At 67.9% G+C, this 16606-nt stretch carries 16 protein-coding genes; 10 read left to right on the plus strand and 6 right to left on the minus strand.

Translation table 11 applies throughout. The features are described 5' to 3' along the window. The 3 genes from H343_RS0123195 to H343_RS0123205 all read right to left on the minus strand — a co-directional run bounded on the left by H343_RS0123195 (nucleotide 1) and on the right by H343_RS0123205 (nucleotide 2470). Nucleotides 1–951, minus strand: a complete 951-nt coding sequence (locus H343_RS0123195; protein WP_028433083.1) for a complex I subunit 1 family protein — start codon at nucleotides 949–951, stop codon at nucleotides 1–3. After that, nucleotides 948–1712 carry a hypothetical protein gene (locus tag H343_RS36120; protein WP_486587022.1) on the minus strand — a complete coding sequence of 255 codons (765 nt, stop codon included), beginning with the start codon at nucleotides 1710–1712 and terminating at the stop codon, nucleotides 948–950. Before H343_RS36120 ends, H343_RS0123195 begins: the two co-directional genes overlap by 4 nt. Nucleotides 1713–2119: 407 nt before the next feature. Beyond that, the gene (locus tag H343_RS0123205; RefSeq protein ID WP_486587023.1) at nucleotides 2120–2470 is read right to left on the minus strand and encodes an NADH-quinone oxidoreductase subunit A; all 351 of its coding nucleotides are present in this window, start codon (nucleotides 2468–2470) and stop codon (nucleotides 2120–2122) included. 591 nt (nucleotides 2471–3061) lie between these two features. Here H343_RS0123205 and H343_RS0123210 point away from each other — a divergent pair. Together H343_RS0123210 and H343_RS0123215 are read left to right on the plus strand one after the other, a co-directional pair. After that, complete coding sequence (locus H343_RS0123210) at nucleotides 3062–3838, plus strand: cytochrome c biogenesis protein CcdA (protein ID WP_028433085.1); 777 nt, start codon at nucleotides 3062–3064, stop codon at nucleotides 3836–3838. A 33-nt stretch (nucleotides 3839–3871) separates the two neighbouring features. Beyond that, nucleotides 3872–4747, plus strand: a complete 876-nt coding sequence (locus tag H343_RS0123215) for a F510_1955 family glycosylhydrolase (protein ID WP_028433086.1) — start codon at nucleotides 3872–3874, stop codon at nucleotides 4745–4747. Nucleotides 4748–4840: 93 nt separating this feature from the next. Here the strand turns inward: H343_RS0123215 and H343_RS0123220 are convergent, their stop codons facing one another. Further along, complete coding sequence (locus H343_RS0123220; RefSeq protein ID WP_028433087.1) at nucleotides 4841–5245, minus strand: DUF6256 family protein; 405 nt, start codon at nucleotides 5243–5245, stop codon at nucleotides 4841–4843. Between the two features lie 39 nt (nucleotides 5246–5284). After that, entirely contained in the window at nucleotides 5285–5518 is a 234-nt protein-coding gene (locus H343_RS32415) for a DUF6186 family protein (protein ID WP_037904805.1), read from the minus strand. A 635-nt stretch (nucleotides 5519–6153) separates the two neighbouring features. Here H343_RS32415 and H343_RS0123230 point away from each other — a divergent pair. From H343_RS0123230 to H343_RS32425, 5 genes are all read left to right on the plus strand, one after another. After that, nucleotides 6154–7194, plus strand: coding sequence for a C40 family peptidase (locus H343_RS0123230; protein WP_028433088.1), 1041 nt, complete (start codon nucleotides 6154–6156; stop codon nucleotides 7192–7194). Nucleotides 7195–7406: 212 nt separating this feature from the next. After that, on the plus strand, nucleotides 7407–7955 hold the full coding sequence (locus H343_RS32420) for a hypothetical protein (protein WP_078506052.1): 549 nt from the start codon (nucleotides 7407–7409) through the stop codon (nucleotides 7953–7955). Beyond that, nucleotides 7939–8307: a BlaI/MecI/CopY family transcriptional regulator gene (locus H343_RS0123240; protein WP_028433089.1), complete on the plus strand. Its 369-nt coding sequence runs from the start codon at nucleotides 7939–7941 to the stop codon at nucleotides 8305–8307. The genes H343_RS32420 and H343_RS0123240 overlap by 17 nt, the downstream gene beginning before the upstream one ends. Continuing rightward, a complete protein-coding gene (locus tag H343_RS0123245) occupies nucleotides 8304–9221 on the plus strand; it encodes a M56 family metallopeptidase (RefSeq protein WP_028433090.1) in 918 nt (305 codons plus the stop codon). Before H343_RS0123240 ends, H343_RS0123245 begins: the two co-directional genes overlap by 4 nt. Nucleotides 9222–9505: 284 nt before the next feature. Beyond that, nucleotides 9506–10567, plus strand: a complete 1062-nt coding sequence (locus H343_RS32425) for a PP2C family protein-serine/threonine phosphatase (protein ID WP_486587024.1) — start codon at nucleotides 9506–9508, stop codon at nucleotides 10565–10567. A 309-nt stretch (nucleotides 10568–10876) separates the two neighbouring features. Here the strand turns inward: H343_RS32425 and H343_RS0123255 are convergent, their stop codons facing one another. Then, complete coding sequence (locus H343_RS0123255; RefSeq protein WP_028433091.1) at nucleotides 10877–12028, minus strand: peptidoglycan bridge formation glycyltransferase FemA/FemB family protein; 1152 nt, start codon at nucleotides 12026–12028, stop codon at nucleotides 10877–10879. A 188-nt stretch (nucleotides 12029–12216) separates the two neighbouring features. Here H343_RS0123255 and murJ point away from each other — a divergent pair, with 188 nt between their 5' ends. The 3 genes from murJ to H343_RS0123270 all read left to right on the plus strand — a co-directional run bounded on the left by murJ (nucleotide 12217) and on the right by H343_RS0123270 (nucleotide 16566). Beyond that, nucleotides 12217–13860: a murein biosynthesis integral membrane protein MurJ gene (gene murJ, locus H343_RS32430; protein WP_078506053.1), complete on the plus strand. Its 1644-nt coding sequence runs from the start codon at nucleotides 12217–12219 to the stop codon at nucleotides 13858–13860. Nucleotides 13861–13865: 5 nt separating this feature from the next. After that, nucleotides 13866–14459 carry a SigE family RNA polymerase sigma factor gene (locus H343_RS32435; RefSeq protein WP_078506054.1) on the plus strand — a complete coding sequence of 198 codons (594 nt, stop codon included), beginning with the start codon at nucleotides 13866–13868 and terminating at the stop codon, nucleotides 14457–14459. A 1087-nt stretch (nucleotides 14460–15546) separates the two neighbouring features. Next, nucleotides 15547–16566, plus strand: coding sequence for a L,D-transpeptidase (locus H343_RS0123270; protein WP_486587025.1), 1020 nt, complete (start codon nucleotides 15547–15549; stop codon nucleotides 16564–16566). Nucleotides 16567–16606 lie beyond the last annotated feature (40 nt).

A 16606-nucleotide genomic window follows, 5' to 3' on the forward strand; every position in this document is an offset into this window, starting at 1 on the left:
TCACCCCTTCCGCACGACGACGACGGCGACCACCAGCACCTGCAGCAGCACCGCAGGAAGGGCCACCAACCACCCGACGCGAACGAGCCGTTCCGGATGCAGCACCGGCAACAGGTGCCGCAGCAGCACCAGTCCGGCGAGGACGGCCAACGTCTTGATCAGCGTCCACGCCCAGGACGGCAGCATCGGCCCGGCGCCACCGCCCAGGAACAGCGCGACCGCCATCGCCGAACCGGCTGCCAGGAGCGCGTACCGTCCGGCCAGCACCAGCAGCCGGTCCACACCGGCCGCCTCGGCCAGCACACCACCGGCGGCGTCCTCGCCGACCGGCGAGGCGAAAGGGCCCCACATGCTGAACGCGGCGACCGAAGCGGTGAAGACCACGAACGCCACCGGCATCCACACCACGAACCACAGCCCTTGCTGCGCCTCGACCACCTCGCGCACGCGCAGACTGCCCGCGCCCACGGCGGGTGCGGTCAGGGCGAACATCAACGGCAGCTCGTAGCTCAGGGCCTGGGCGAGGAAGCGGTAGCCGCCGATGAGCGGATACACACTGTTCGGGCCCCAGCCGGCCAGCCACACCGCCGCCCACAGCATGATGTCGACGGCGTTGAACCAGACGATCCCCACTGGCAGATCGGCCACCACCACGCCCCCGACCGGCACAACAGCAGCCATCAGCGCAGCCACCACGAGTGGCCCCGCGGTCCCGATCCGCCACAGCAACCGGTCTGCGGCCACCGTCTCCCGGTTGCGCTGCCGCAACAGCCGCGCGCACTCCACCGCCGGCCACCGCCACCCCGGCAGCAGCGAGGATGTGCCCGGCGCAGCAGGGTCCGATGCCCGTGCGCTCAGTACGCCGTCGAACGCGGCCCCCACAAAGGCCACCGCCAGCAGCACCGCTACCGCGGGCACAACTGCCCATGCCGGCGCTCCCGTTACCGTCACGGGCCCACCTCGCCGGCGGACTGCGGCTGCGCCTGTAAGAGCTCATCCGGATCCGGATCGAAGCTCGCGACCATCACCCTCGCCGCAGCCAGATCCAGGCCCGGCAACAGCTCGGTCACCGCGGCCAGCAGCGCCCGGGACGGTGGAGGCGATACGTCGGGCTGTCCGCGCGGCCCGGCTTCCGGGGCTCGTTCACCTTCGAGCAGACGCCCGACCTCCGTGAGCCACTGCTGCCACCGTGCTGTGGCATCCCACGGCTCTGCGGTACGGGCCGCCGGGCCGCCGACACCGAGGCGCGCCGCATGAGGGGCTGTCAGTACACCAAGCCCGTCAGTCGACCACCGCAACAGACGGGAACGCTCGACCCGACGCCGCCACCGTTCGCAGTCCCGCACCAGCCCTTCGCCCATCTCGCCGCCCAGAGCCCGGTCTCGCAGCTCACGCGCCCGGGCTGCCGCCGAGGGCCAGCCGGCCACAGCCAACAGCCGGGTCAGAGAGTCCAGATGAGCGGCGGCCGTATGTAGTTGCAGCGCCGCAGGATCACCATCGGCATGCCAGAAGGGGGTGCCGATGGAATGAGGGGCCGAGAGCGGTCGAGCTTCTGCCTGCTGCACCACGTCGCCCTGCATCCGGGTGTCGATGACCAGACCGCCGGGCCAGTGCGGCAGCCACGGACCGAGTGGCACATGCAGCACGTCCAGCTTCAGCCCGTCACGGTCCTCGGCCCGGTCGGCCATCGGTAGACCACCGGGCATCTCCATCTCCGGCTCCTCGCGCCCGGTGTGACCGCCGTGTCGGCTGGGTCGACCGGGGTCGCCCTCCCGTCGCAACGCATCCCAGGCGCCTTTCCGGTCCTGGCCGTCCCGGTGGGCAGGGCCACGGGTCAGTTCGGACAATGCAGTCCGCAACATCTCGGCCACCGGCTCTGGGGCCGTCGCCGTCACCCGTACGCGCGGACCCGGCATTTGGGACCACACCTCGTCGACGGCAGTTTGTAATTCGGCCGCAGGGCTGCCCGCCACGAAAAGCACATCAGTATCCGCAGGGGACATGGCGAGGTACCCACCGAGCGCGGCAACCGCCGATTCCGCCGCAAGCCGTACGGCCGTGGCACCCGGGCAGGCAAACAGAAGAACTCGGGGGCGATGTGACGCCCGATAGGCAGCCTTCAGGCCCATCGCAGCGCACCCTCCCGCCACGCGTACACGACGCCGCACATCAGCAGCCCGAGGAAGACGAACATCTCGATCACCGCTGATCCGCCCATCTCCGCCACGACGACCGCCCACGGGTACATGAAGAGCATCTCGACGTCGAAGGCGAGAAAGAGCAGCGTCAACGCGTACCACCGTGCGTGGAAGCGGGAAACCGCGTGCTCCGCAGGTCGCTCACCGGACAAGAACGGGTCGGCGGCCAATGGCCCCGCTTGCACCGCCGTCAGCCTGTGGACCAGGCGCAATCCGACAACCAGCCCGAAAACAACAGCGAACATAGCCGTCAGATCCAGGAACTCGCCCATCTCCCAATCACGGCCTTCCCAGGAGTTCCTCAGTCCTCACGGCAGCACCCCGTCGACTGCCACCAAGCGCTCACGGCGAAACACAGAGCACTACCCAAACATGACAGATCGTCTGTTACGTCCAGGCGCTCAGCACAACAGGGTGAGTCCGCCCGCGGGCGGACTCGGCCAATGCAGGAATCACCCGGGAGCTGAGGGTGCACCACCAGCAGGCGGGGGGCTGTCGTTTCAGGCAGCCGCCGCGAACAGCGAGGGCACGAGGGTCCCGGTCATCGCGTGTGTTCCCCGGCAGTTGTCCTGGACTGGTCGTCGAGCCCGGAACGCAGGAGGTCGACTTCCTTGCGCAAGGCCTCGACTTCCCGCTCTCGCGGGCCGGTACCGAAGCCCGCGTAACCGGTCGTCCTGCTCCGAGCGTCAGGGGTTCCGCCGTGGCTGCCACTGCCCGCCCATCTCTCCTGTGCAGGCAAGGACCTAAGCTGCATAGGAGGTAGGCTGCGTGTCGACCGCCAGCCCGGACCGCCCGGGCGACGGCACTACCGCCGTGAACCGCGTAGCTGGGACCCGACCCCGTTCCCATGGAAAGGCACCGTCTTGTCCGTCGACATCAGCCAGGTGGTCGGCTCCGGCTCGCTCTTTCTCGCCGCGCCCATCGCGCTGGCTGCGGGAGCGATCACCGTGGCCTCGCCCTGCTGTCTGCCTCTGGTCCCGGGCTACCTCTCGTACACCACCGGCATGACCGCCGCCGATGCCCACGCGCAGCAGGCCGCCCCAGGCCGCAGGGCCCGAGGCCGGGCTCTGCTGGGCACCGCCCTGTTCGTCCTAGGCTTCGCTGCCGTCTTCACCGCCTATGGCGCCCTGTTCGGCTCGGCCAGCACCCTGCTGCTGGCCCACCAGGACACCGTCATCCGCGTCCTGGGCGTATTCACCATCGCGCTGGGCCTGATGTTCATGGGCGCGCTGGAGCGCCTCCCGCTGCTGTCGCGCAGCTTCCGCCCCCAGTTCACCCCCCGCGCCGGCCTCACCGGCGCCCCCGTACTCGGGGTGATGTTCGGCATCGGCTGGACCCCCTGCATCGGCCCCACTCTCGCGGCCGTCCTCTCGCTGTCCGTGAGCACCGGGTCCGCCTCGCGCGGCGCTGTTCTCGCCTTCCTCTACGCCGTCGGTGTGGGCATACCCTTCCTGCTGTTCACGCTCGCCCTCGGCAAGAGCATGCGCGTCTTCTCCATCGCCCGCCGGCACGCCCATATGGTCCTGCGCATCGGCGGCGGCCTGCTGGTGGCCGTCGGCATCGCCCAGGTCTCCGGCCTGTGGAGCCTGATGATCTACCAGCTGCAGACCTGGGTCAGCGGCTACGAACTCCCCCTGTAGGCACCGACACATACCCCCACGAGGACCGATCCGATGACCTTCCAGCTCCGCCCCGCTGTGACCGCCACCTCCGTCCTGCTCGCCGCCACCGCCGTACTTGCCGGCTGCGCGAACGACTCCGACACCCCGGCCTCCAAGGAGTCCACCTCTGGAGCCGCTGTCAGCCACATCCACGGGCTCGGCATCGACCCGGCCGACGGCCGCCTGTACGTCGCCACGCACGAGGGCGTCATCGCAGTGACCGACGGCTCGTCCAAGCGAGTCAGCGACACCGCCGACTACATGGGCTTCACCGTCGCCGGCGCCAAGACATTCCTCGGCAGCGGCCACCCCGCCCAAGGCAGCGGCGACCACGCCAACCGTGGCCTGATCAAGAGCACCGACTCGGGTAAGACGTGGAAGACGCTCTCTCTAGGTGGCGAAGTCGACTTCCACTCCCTGGACTACGCCCACGACACCATCTACGGCTACGACAGCACCAACGGCCTGCTACGCGTCAGCAAGAACGGCGAGAAGTGGGACAAGCGGGCCGAACTCAACGCACTGGACGTCGCCGTCAGCCCCAAGGACCCCGACAGGATGTTGGCCACCACCCAACGCGGCATCGCCAAGAGCACCGACGGCGGCAAGACCTTCAACAAAGGCTCCGAACCCGGTCTGGCCTTCCTCTCCTGGACCAAGCCCGCCGCCCTGTACGGCATCGACCCGGCAGGCGGACTCCACCGCAGCACCGACAACGGCACCACCTGGAAGAAGTCAGGCACCGTACCCGGCGGACAGCCCCAGGCCCTCACCGCCGTGAACGCCGACCGCATTCTTGCCGCGACCCAGGACGGCGTCTACGAATCCCGCGACGGCGGCAAGACCTTCACCAAGCGCCTGCGAGTCACCGCGCCCACAGACCACTGAATCCACCACTGCGGATGTTGGCCCAGCGGACCTACAACAGCCGGCGCTGACGAATACCTCGAGGCAGACTGCGCCACGGACGTCCCTGCCCCGTCAGGGACGTGTCTTCTTGGCCCGCTTCCGCCGGTGCCGGGCGACCGCCCACGACGCGACGAAGAACAGCGGCAGGGCGATCCCCACCATCAGTCCGGCCCCGGTCACCGCGCTCAGGAGCAAGTCACCGCCCGCACGAGCGACGCCTTGGTAGTAGCCGACTACCACAATCATCAGCAGCAGGTAGCCGCCGACGGCGGTGCGCATCACCTCGCTCATGAGTCCGCGCCAGCCTCGCCTTGCCGGGACGAGCGCGAATCGTCGCGCGCGGCGTGGGTCGAGTCGGCTCCCCTGCTCGTACCTGACGCGGCCTCGGCGGAGGATACGCAGGCCGAGAGCCAGGTATCCCATGACCAGCAGGTAGCCGACCAGCATGAGTACGACGTTCAGGGAGGTGGGGAGCACGTCACTAGACCTTCGGCCGCGGTGTCCGGCCCGCGCTCATCATCCGTCCCGGAGCAGGAAGTGCCAGCCGCGCACGAAGGTGTGCCAGCCGAACCACAACCACAGCGCGAAGAGCGCCCATCGCCCAACGGGATACCGCATGACCGCACGCAGGGCATCACTGAGGCTGGGAAAGGCGTCGTCCGCCCGGATCAGGGAAACGCCCTCCCAGGCGAACAGGGCACCGAACAGAACCGCCCAGACCAGATACCCGGCCACTGGGTGCTCAGCCACCGCGAACCTCCTGCCACGCTCGTGCGCAGTGCTGCGCTGCCTTGCTAGGGCAGTCGATCATCCGCTGCTGCATGCTCACAAAACGGATACAGCAAGCTAAACAGTGATTCTGTACCCGAACCACTCTGCCCTTCGGGCGGTTCCCAGATCCGTCTCATGCCGGCAGTCCCTGGGTCTACCCCATGACCACCACGTCACGGATATCTCGCAAGGTGTAGCGACCGCCGGCCTGCGTTCTGCGGCTGACCGCCGAAGTCCGAGCCACAACCTGCCGAATTGCGCCGACCGCACCCGCGATGGATCGAGCGGTGATCTGCAGCCCGCAGGCTACTTCCGGGGCATCTACCGATGAAGGCTAAGACGCTTGGCGTTCGGGGAGTAGCAGGGCCCATGCTGTGGCAGTGACGCCGCTGTATGCATTGGGAAGCTGCGAATTCCAGGCGTGCTGACTACCCCCTTCAGGGCTGCGATTGAGGCTAAGCACCTTAACGGGCTAGGATCCAGCACGCCTGCGCAGGTCGACCACCCACCCGGGGTGGTGAGCGGAGGCGCCGCCGAATCCGCATCCGCGTTGCTCACCTGGAACCACGACACGGCGATCGGTCGGCGGCCAGGAAGAGAGGGAGCCCGCCTCTATGCCGTCTCACCGCCGCCCCAAGCAGTCGAGCCATGCCTACGCGACCGTGCTCGGTGCGACTGCCATGGCGGCAGTCGCTGTCACGACCCAGTCGGCCCAGGCTGACCCGTTGCCGGACCCCAAGAAGAAGGGCGTCAAAGCGCAGGTCGACCGCCTCTACGAAGACGCCACGCAGGCCACCGAGAAGTACAACGGCGCCGAGGAGAAGCGGAAGAAGCTGCAGAAGCAGGTCAGCGACCTCCAGGAGACCGTGGCTCGAGGCCAGGGTTCCGTCAACGAGCTCCGCAACGGCCTGGGTTCCCTGGCCACGGCCCAGTACCGCAGTGGTGGCGTGGACCCCTCGGTGCAGTTGTTTCTCTCCTCCGCCCCGGACAACTACCTGGACAAGGCGGCCACACTCGACCGATTCACCAACAGACAGCTAGGAGTGCTGAAGGACGTGCGCTCCAAGCAGCGACTCCTTGAGCAACAGCGCAACGAGGCGGCGAACAAGCTCAAGGACCTCGCGGAGATCCGCGAGGAGCTGCAGAGCAAGAAGAAGGAGATCCAGGGCAAGCTCGCCAAGGCCCAGAGGCTCCTCAACTCGATGACGGCGAAGGAGAAAGCCGAGCTGAAGGCTGAGGAGGCACGGAGCAACAGGGCCAGCGAGCGGGCTAGTTTGGGCAGCGGCGCCAGCGCCTCGCAGCGCGCCGGAGCCGCCCTTGCGGCTGCCAAGGGCAGAGTCGGCATGCCCTATGTGTGGGGTGCTGACGGTCCCAGCTCCTTCGACTGCTCCGGACTGACCATGTGGGCGTTCAAGCAAGCCGGGGTCTCCATCGCGCGCACTTCGCAGGACCAGGCCAATGAAGGAACTCGCATCAACTCGCAGAGCGCCCTCAAGCCCGGCGATCTCATCGTCATGCGTTCCGACCTGAGCCACATCGGCTTCTACGCCGGCAACGGTCAGATACTCCACGCGCCCAAGCCCGGCTCCCAGGTGCGATACGAGCCGATCGCCACCAGCGGCATGCCGTTCATGTGGGGCGTCCGCATCGGCTGATGCCAATGAAAACTCGCCCTCAGCCGCTCCGCGCCATCATGGAGGTCCTGCGCTGGTCGGCACCGTCGGCGTCGCCACTACTGCGAGAAGTGAGCGCAACTCGGCTGTGACTCCGGCCGACAACGTCTCTCCGGCGCTCGCTCGCGGTGACCGGACCCGGGGGGTATCTACTAAGCTACTTGGCAGCATTGGCTACGGTGAGAGGCGCGCGTATGAGGAAGTGGACGCTGCGTCACTGGACTGTGGCCGCGCTGGTGACCCTCGTGGCGGCAGCCGCGATCGGCGTGCCGACCGGGGTGGTGGCCACGCCGCTCTACACCCGGATGACCCCTGTGCTCTGGTGGAACTACCCGGTGTGGGCCATCAGTTCCGTGCTGGAGGGCCTGCTCGTAGCCACCTATGTGAGCCGACGGGCCGATGCCCGCGCTACAGCGCAGCCCACGCCCCGTACAGCGCGGGCCGTGCTCGCGGGGGTGCTGTCGGCCTTCGCTGTCGGCTGTCCTGTGTGCAACAAGCTGGTGGTGCTGGCGCTCGGTGTCAGCGGTGCGATGTCGTACTGGGCGCCGGCGCAGCCGGTGCTCGCGGTCGCCACAGTGGCCCTGCTCGCGCACGCCTTGGTCCGGCGCTTGCGCACGACGGACGAGTGCCCGGTACCCGGCACAGCCGATCAGTACCCGGCCGACGGCTACGATGAAGCGGTGTCAGGAGCGCCGCGTGCGGATGCGCGAGACGGAGGGGCCGGTCGTGCGACAGCTCGGTGAGCTCGAAGCTGAGATCATGGACCGCCTGTGGACGTGGGGGCGTCCCGCGACCGCACGTGATGTCGTCGCAGACCTCAACAAGCACCGCCCAGTCGCCTACAGCACCGTCAAGACGGTCGCCGACATCCTCTTCCGCAAGGGCATGCTCCGCCGCGAGAAGGAGGGGCGGGCGTGGCTCTACGAGCCCACCTGCACGCGCCAGCAATACACCGCGACGCTGATGCAGGAGGCACTGGGCGGCACCACCGACACCGCTGGAGCGCTCGTAAGTTTCGTGGAACAGATGTCGCCCGGCGAAGTGGATGCTCTACGGTCTGCCCTACGCGCCGCGAAGCGGAGGAGCGATACGTGATCACGGCCCTGGTACTCGCCGGATACGCTGTCCTGGTCGGCGCGGCCGCCCCACGCGCGTTGGCACGAGCCCGGTGGACCCACCGCGCTCCCGGCCTGGCGATCCTCGCATGGCTGGGCCTGATGATGTCATTCGTCATCACCACTGCGCTCGCCGTCTATCACCTGCTCCTGACGGAGGAGCACGTCCACGATGGGCTGGTGGGGCTGCTCAGCACCTGCGGCGTGCTGTCAGGGGCGAGCACCAGCGAGCCGGTCCCGGATGCGGCCGATGCCGTCGCTCTGCTGGCCTTGGCGATCATCGTGCTGCTCCCGGTAGCACAGCTCGTACGCGCCACGTGGTGCAGGCGCCGTACCCAGCGTCGCCACCTGGACATGCTCACAGTGGTCGGCCGCTCGGCGCCGCAGTACGGCGCCACGATCGTGGACCACGACACTCCCGCTGCCTACTGTCTCCCCGGCCGTTCTCACCGCGTGGTCGTGACCCGTGGCGCCCTGGAGGTCCTTTCAGCGGAGCAGCTTCATGCGGTGCTCGAGCATGAGAGAGGACACATCGCGGGTCGGCACCACCTCATCCACGCGGCGACAGAGGCATTCGCGCACTCGTTTCCGTGGCTGCCACTCGCCGGCCACGCGCGGAACCAGACCGCGCTGCTGCTGGAGATGCTCGCGGACGATCGGGCTCTGCGTTCCCACTCGGGGGAGGTGCTGGCCAGCGCCATGTACGAGCTCGTGGCGGGACGAGCCCCGCATACCGCGCTCGGCGCAAGCGGGCCGGGCGCGGCGATCCGGGCGCGCCGAGCGCTCGCTCCGCAGACCAGGCCGCACCGTGCCACATGGCTTGGCGTGATCGGAGCGTCTGTCGCCGTGCCTCTTCTGCCGCTGCTCACCGCCTGTGGGCCCGCTGTCGGCTGAACCTGAGCCACCTGGTGGCTGAGCCCGCGGAACCGACCGCCTGCTGAGGAACCAGTCATGGGGACCTGCGACCGCAGCGCCGCGGTCACCGGCCCAGGGCCACCGCTCGACTCGCCGTCCAGGGGGACACCGGTCACATTGGGAGGGTGGAGACCTATCCCAGGGGCCGGAAGCCGCAGCACGGGAGAGAGCGGCAGGCGGACAGGTGGGGCTTGCGGATCACGCGCGAGGGTCGCTTCGCCGGCCCGGCGTCCGTGCGCCGCGTCGTATTCCCGCTCCCCTTCGTGCTGATCCTGGTAGCCGTCGGTTTGGAATTGGTCACCGCTCCCACGCTGACCGGCACCGCCCTCTTCTGTGCGGCCCCACTCGTTGCTGCTCCCTTCTTCTCGACCAGCGGCACCGCCCTGGTCGGCATGTTCTCGGTCGGGGCCGTCGCACTCCTGCGCGTACTCGATGAGACGACCACCGGTCTGCATGACATCTCCGAGACGGCTTCCACCGGCGTCGTATCTCTTCTCGCTGTCGTCATCAACCGCCTCTTGCACCGCAGCGGTGCCGTTGCCGCCTCCGCCCGAACCATCGCCGAGGCCGCCCAGCTCGCAGTGCTGCCGGTGCCGCCCTCCTGGATCGACATTTTCCAGGTCGCGGCGCGCTACCGGGCCGCCCAGATCGACGCACGCATCGGCGGAGACCTGTATGCCGTGCAAGAGACCCCGTACGGCGTCCGGCTCATCATCGGGGACGTACGCGGGGCGGGCATGGACGCGGTCGAGGCGGTGGTAGTCGTGATCGGGACTTTCCGGGAAGCCGCGGAGCAGGAGAAAACCCTCGCAGCGGTCGCAGCCCGCCTGGACCACGCACTACTCCGGGAAGGCCAGCGACAGCGCGGCGACGCTGGTTACGACGAGAGCTTCACCACGGCCGCGCTCGCCGAGATCCCCGCCGGACATCCTGAGACACTGCGCATCGTCAACCGCGGCCACCCACCACCGCTGCTCCTCGCCGACGGCCACACCCGCTTCCTCGACCCTAGCCAGACCGCCCTGCCGCTGGGCATGTCCGAGCTGGGCGAGGGACCGGCTGACCGCATCGACGAGGTCCCCTTCCCGCAGGGGACGCAGCTGCTCTTCTACACCGACGGTCTGTCCGAGGCACGTGACGACAGCGGCGAGTTCTTCGAACCTCACAAGGCACTCGCGGAGCGCGCCTTCGACGACCCGGAGACGCTCCTTGACGCCGTAATCGCGGACGTACAGGCGCATACGGGCGGCGCGTTGACGGACGACATGGCCCTTATGGCGCTGCAACGAAGAGCCCGAGCAGACCGGAAGAGGCCAGAGCGGTAACGGTAGTGGCGCCTGCGCCCGGACATCGAACCAGAGCGATGGATGAGAAATGATCTCCCACAGCGCGGGAAACGATGTCTGAGCAGGTTCCGTAGCGCCTGATCAGTGCATTTCGTCGGTTCCTCCCCAGCGCCTTCCCGTTTCTTGTCCGGCTCCGGACCGCGTTCCGCCCGAGAAGGCTCTCAGTTTCCAGATTGCCGCCTATAGCGGGCACACTGCTAATCTGCTTAGCAGTAGAGCAACGCTGGGGGCTCACGTCGGATGAGAACGTCTGAGGAACTGGTGCGTGTGAAGGCCGGCCGCACGCGGTCAGCGTCGGGCGAGGTAGGCCCGCATGGTCCGATGCAGGGTGCGATTGACCGTACCTTCCAGTGGGGTCTCCCACTCGCCGAGCGTCTCCGCGACCTCGCCGCCGGTTCCCAGCTTCCAGCGGGTCAGCCCGAACGACCGGTTCTCGGGGTCGAGGGTGGCCGGGACCCCTCGCATGTCGTAGACCGCTGCTCCGCCGGCAAGGGCATCCCGCAGCATTCGCCATTGCAGGGCATGGCTGGGGCGTACCTCGCGCCGGTGGCTGGCGGAGGCGCCCGTCTGATACCAGGCGCGCCTACCCATGGTGATCATGGTGTGTGCTGCCAGCACCTCTCCATCGTGACGGGCTATGTACAGCCGCATGCGTTCGGGCTCCTCTTCGTTGAGCACCGCGAACTGGCGCTCGAAGTACTCCAGCGACCGTCCCAGCGAGAAGCCGTCCCGTCGTTCGGTTGTCCGCAGCAGTTCGTGGAACGCGGGCAGATAGTCCGCGGTGCCGACCTCTGCTGTCACTCCGTACCTCGTGGCTCGCTTGATGTTGCGACGCCACTCCTGGTTCAAGCCGGCCCACACATCCTCCAGACTCCTTTCGGCGAGCGGTACTTCGAAGACGTAGCGCGGCTGGGCGTTGTCGTCCCGGCGTTGCCAGCCGGCTTCGCGCAGCTGTTCCGCTACCGAAGTACCCAGCGGCTCCACCTGGTCCGGCACGACGTGGCCGATCTGCCGGCCCGGTCCTACCGCAGACTTGAGGGTGTCGGTGTACCAGCGACGAAAGGCCAGCGGCGGCCCCATCCGTACGGCGAATGCTCCTGCCTCCCTCAGGTGGTCGAGCAGGGGATCGATCCAGGCACCGAGGTCGAGTGCGGCCCAGTCCAGCACTGGCCCTTCCGGTACGTACGCGAAGACGCGCCGCGCGCCCGGAAGCCGTCGGTACAGCACGAGCGCCGCCCCGAGCTGCTCCTCGCCGTCGAACCATCCGAGGAGCTCCGCACCCCACTCCGGCTTGACCCGAGCCCACGACGCGTCCTGCAGGAAACTGACCTCGTGGGAATGCCGGCAACGCGCCCGCAGATAGTCGGAGTGCTGCGCGGACGAGGTGCGTGCCACATGCAGCGTTCGGTGTGGATCAGGCGCCTGGACCGTCGAGTTCATGGCCGTGGCCTCCTCGGGATGAATCGGAACCATCTGTCTGGAAGGGCCCCGGCGGGCCCGCTCACGTGGGATACGTCCGGGAGGGCTGCCAGGTGACAGAGCAATCAGGCGGAAGCGGACAACAGTCGCTGAAGCGCACTGACGAGCAGCAGAGCCGGAGTCCGTCGAATCGCCATGCCGACGCCGGCATGATCCTCGGCTCGTTGGTGTCACGCCTGACCGGGTTCGTACGCGGCGCGGCCGTCGTGGCAGCGCTCGGCACCGGCCTCATCGGCGACGCCTACAACGTCGCCAACACCGTGCCCAACATCATCTACATCCTGCTGATCGGGGGCGCGCTCAACTCGGTCTTCGTGCCCGAACTCGTACGGGCGGCCGAGAGGGACAGCGACGGAGGGGCCGCGTACACCGACCGGTTGCTCACGGTGTGCACCGTCGCGCTGCTTACGATGACGGCAACGGCGGTGCTCGCCGCTCCCTGGATCGTCGCCGCATACACCGACTACACCGGCGCACAGCGGGACCTCACTGTGGCCCTTGCCCGCTTCTGTCTGCCGCAGATCCTGTTCTACGGGCTGTTCACGCTGCTCGGCCAGATCCTCAACTCCCGCGACCGGTTCGGCGCGATGATGTGGAGCCCGGTTCTCAACAACCTTGTGGTGACCACCGTCTTCGGCCTGTACCTGATGGTCGCCGCGAACGCGACTGAAGCGGCGGAAGTAACCGAGGGGCAGATGCTGTTGCTTGGCGTGGGGAGCACGGCAGGCATCGCCGTCCAGGCCCTGGCTCTGCTGCCGTCGCTGCGCTCGGCTGGATTCCGCTGGCGCCCCCGCTTCGACTGGCGGGGTTCAGGGCTGACGCGCCCGCTGAGGGCCGCCGTGTGGACGCTGCTGCTCGTACTCGTCAACCAAATCGCGTACTGGCTGGTGACCCGCCTGTCCACCTCCGCCGGTCTGCGGGCCACAAGTGAAGGAGTGACGGCGGGTGTTGGCTACACGGCGTACAACAACGCCTATCTCCTGTGGGCGATACCGCAGGGCATCGTCACGGTCTCACTGGTGACCGCTCTGCTGCCGAGGATGAGCCGTTCCGCGGTCTCAGGAGACATGGCCACGGTAGCCTCCGACCTCGCCCGCGGGCTGCGCAGATCGGCTGCGGCGATCGTTCCTGCAGCCTGCATCTTCCTCGTGCTCGCACCTCAACTGGTCGGCGTCGCCTACCAATACGGCCGGGTCGGCGAAGCGGATTCCCGCGCAATCGCGCTGGTGCTCATGGCCTTCGCACCGGGGCTCGCGGCATTCGCCGCCCAGTACGCACTCTCTCGCGGCTTCTACGCGCTGGGCGACACCCGCACTCCGTTTCTCCTCACCCTGGTGATCGCCTCCACCAACGCAGCGGGCTCGGCCCTCGCCTACACCTATCTCCCCCCGCAGCTCGCCGTTGCCGGCATGGCCGCGGGATACTCCGTCGCCTGCACCGTCGGCGTGGCGTGCACCGTCCGGATGCTGAACCGGCGGTTGCGCGCCGGGGGCACCGATAGCCCTTCGCGCGGTCTGTACGGGCACCGGGTGCTGAGTATTCACCTGGCTCTCGCCGTGGCGTGTCTCCCCGGGGCAGCTGTGGCCTACGCACTTGCCAGGTGGAGCACGCGGCAGTTGGGCAACGGCCCGGCCGGCGACCTGGCAGGGCTTGTACTCGGCTCGGCAGCGGTCGCCGGGTCGGTTCTGCTTCTGGCCCGGCCGCTCCGCCTCATCGAGGTGACCGAACTCCTTGCGCCAGTGTCACGGCGTCTGGTCCGGCGGGACCGGCGCGGACAGGCAACGGGCGGGTGAGGCAGGTGGACGGACAGCATCCGCTGCACAGGGACTTCACATCCTTCTACACCGCCACGGTGAAGCGACTCACCGCCGCCGTGTACGCGATCACCGGCGACGCGTCCGAAGCGGAGGACGCGGTGCAGGAGGCGTACGCCCGAGCCTGGCAGCGCTGGGACAAGCTCACGGCCGACAGCGACGACCCGACCCCGTGGGTACGGACGGTGGCAGTGCGGCTGGCGGTCAGTTCGTGGCGCAAGACGCGCAATCGGATTCGTGCGCAGTTCCGGAACGGGCCTCCGCCGGACCTTCCGGGTCTCGGGCCCGACCACGTCGCCTTGGTTCATGCCCTGCGGAAGATACGCTCCGAACAGCGGCGCGTCATCGTGCTGCACCACCTCCTGGACCTGCCGATCGCGACCGTGGCGCAGGAGACCGGTGTCTCTGAAGCGGCGGTGAGAACTCGCCTCGTACGAGCCCGGCGCGCACTGGGGCAACACCTTGCCGAGGAGCCGCAGGCCAATACCCGGACCGCGCACGGAGATCGACGAACAAGCGGATCCACTGCCGGGCCCGGTACCGATGAGCTGACGGAGGAGGCGGCTGCTCATGGCTGACGAACGCGATCAGCAAGTCGCCGCACAGCTGAGCGAGTTCGGTGACGCAGTCGAGGCGCTTGTCTCGCCGCCCGGGGCGGCCGATGCCCGCCGCCTGGGCCGGCGCCGGAGAAAGAGGCGTCGGGAGACAGTGGCCGGTGCTGTATCCACCGTTGTTCTCGCAGCGACGGCCTGGGGAGTGATGCCCGCCGTGGACGACACAGGACGTAAGGAGGAGGCGTCCCGGCCCGGCGAGTACGCCGTGGCCGCATCGGTACTCCCGCCATCCGACCCGGACGGCAGGCTGTCCCGGGCCATGCTGCTGTCTCCTTCAGCGCTGCCCTGGCACGACACGTATCAGTGGCAGGCGGGCAAGCTCGGCGGCGCCTCGGCCATCCCGCTCCCCAGGGTGGGCGCGTGCCACCTGCGGTGGCCCCGCAGTAGTCCGCCGGCAGATGAGGTAGCCGCCTCATATGCGGGGCGCGGCACGGCGTATGCGCAGCACCGCATTGCCTCGTATGCGGATCGGTCACAAGTGGTGGCGGCGTTCGACGCGTTGGATCGGACACTGCGCTCGTGTGGCTGGCACGAGAAGCAACCTGTCACCACCTCCCACGGCCCACGGCCAGACGCGACGCAGGAGTACGGCGTAACAGTCGACAATGCGCCGGCACGGGTGACCGTTGTGCGCAGGGGTGATCAAGTCGGCCTGCTCTTGGTCTCTGCTGGGACGCATGCTCAGCGGTGAACGCCGAACGACATGCCCTGGGCAACCGTGCTGGGTGCACTGGGAGTTGGGCGCGAGCGAGGCCGCGGACTGATCCGCGCAAGTGCTTCTGACTAGGGGAACCGGGGGTGTGCACGATACGTCTACTAAGGTAATTAACAGTGTGGCACCCTTGGAGGCCGGCTCATGAAGCGTGTCCCAGTACGATGGCTCCCTGTTCCGGAGCTGTCCCTACGCCGATCGGCGCAGCGTCTCCTGGTCCTCACGGCATCTGTGGCCGTGATCCTTACGGGCTGCACAAGCGCAGGGGGCGCGGAAGGTGCGGTCAAGGGGCGTACGAAGATCACCGTCACCCCTGCCGCGGACAGCAAGCCCGTCCCGGTGGACCGCAACGTGACTGTCCGCGCATCCGGAGGCGGCAAGCTCACCTCAGTGCAGGTGAGCGCGCCTGGCCCGGGGAAGCTGGACGGCAAGATCTCAGGCGGCAAGAACGCATGGGTCTCGACTGCTCCGCTGGCGCCAGGGGTCACGTATCAGGTCTTGGTCCACGCCGCTGTCGCAGACGGGAAGAAGAACGTCGAGCGCAGCAGCTTCACCACCGCTGATCCGAAGCCCGAGAAGACCTTCGTCGGTGAGTACAACGTGGACAAGGGCTCTACCGTCGGTGTCGGCATGCCGGTCTCACTCGTCTTCAACCGGCCGATCCACGACAAGGCCGCAGTGGAACGGCGCCTCAAGGTCTCAGCCTCCCCGGCGGTCGATGGCGCGTGGAGCTGGATGAAGGACAGAGACGGCAAGGACCGGATCGATTACCGGCCGAAGAAGTTCTGGAAGCCCGGCACCGAAGTCTCGCTGCGGATGTCCTTGGACGGAGCGGACGCCGGTGACGGCCTTAACGGGACACAGAATCGCCTCGTCAAGTTCCGCATCGGCAAATCGGTGGTGAGCACTGTCGATGTGGTGAAGAAGACCATGAAGGTCTCCGAAGGTGGCAAAGTGCGGACCCTGCCGATATCCGCCGGGAAGAAGAAGTACGAGACATGGAACGGCACCATGGTGGTGCTCAGCAAGGTCCCCACCATCAGGATGAACTCGCGGTCGGTGGGCATATTCGGCCCGGAGGCATACGACCTCGGTGCCGTGAAATGGGATGTCCAGCTCACCCCGTCGGGTACCTATGCGCACGCCGCGCCCTGGAACGACGGGAAGTTCGGCAAGGTCAACGGCAGTCACGGCTGCATCGGAATGAGCACCAAGGACGCCAAGTGGTTCTACGACCGTGTCCATGCGGGAGACCCCGTCACCGTGGTGAACTCCAAGGACACCGTTTCCGCCAACAATGGCTACGGCGGGTGGAACGTCGACTGGGACACGTGGAAGGCCGGCAGCGCACTGAAGTAGTCCTCGAAACCGTGCGTACGGCGCGGAGTTGACCGCCAAG

This window comes from Streptomyces sp. TAA204, from assembly GCF_000424965.1.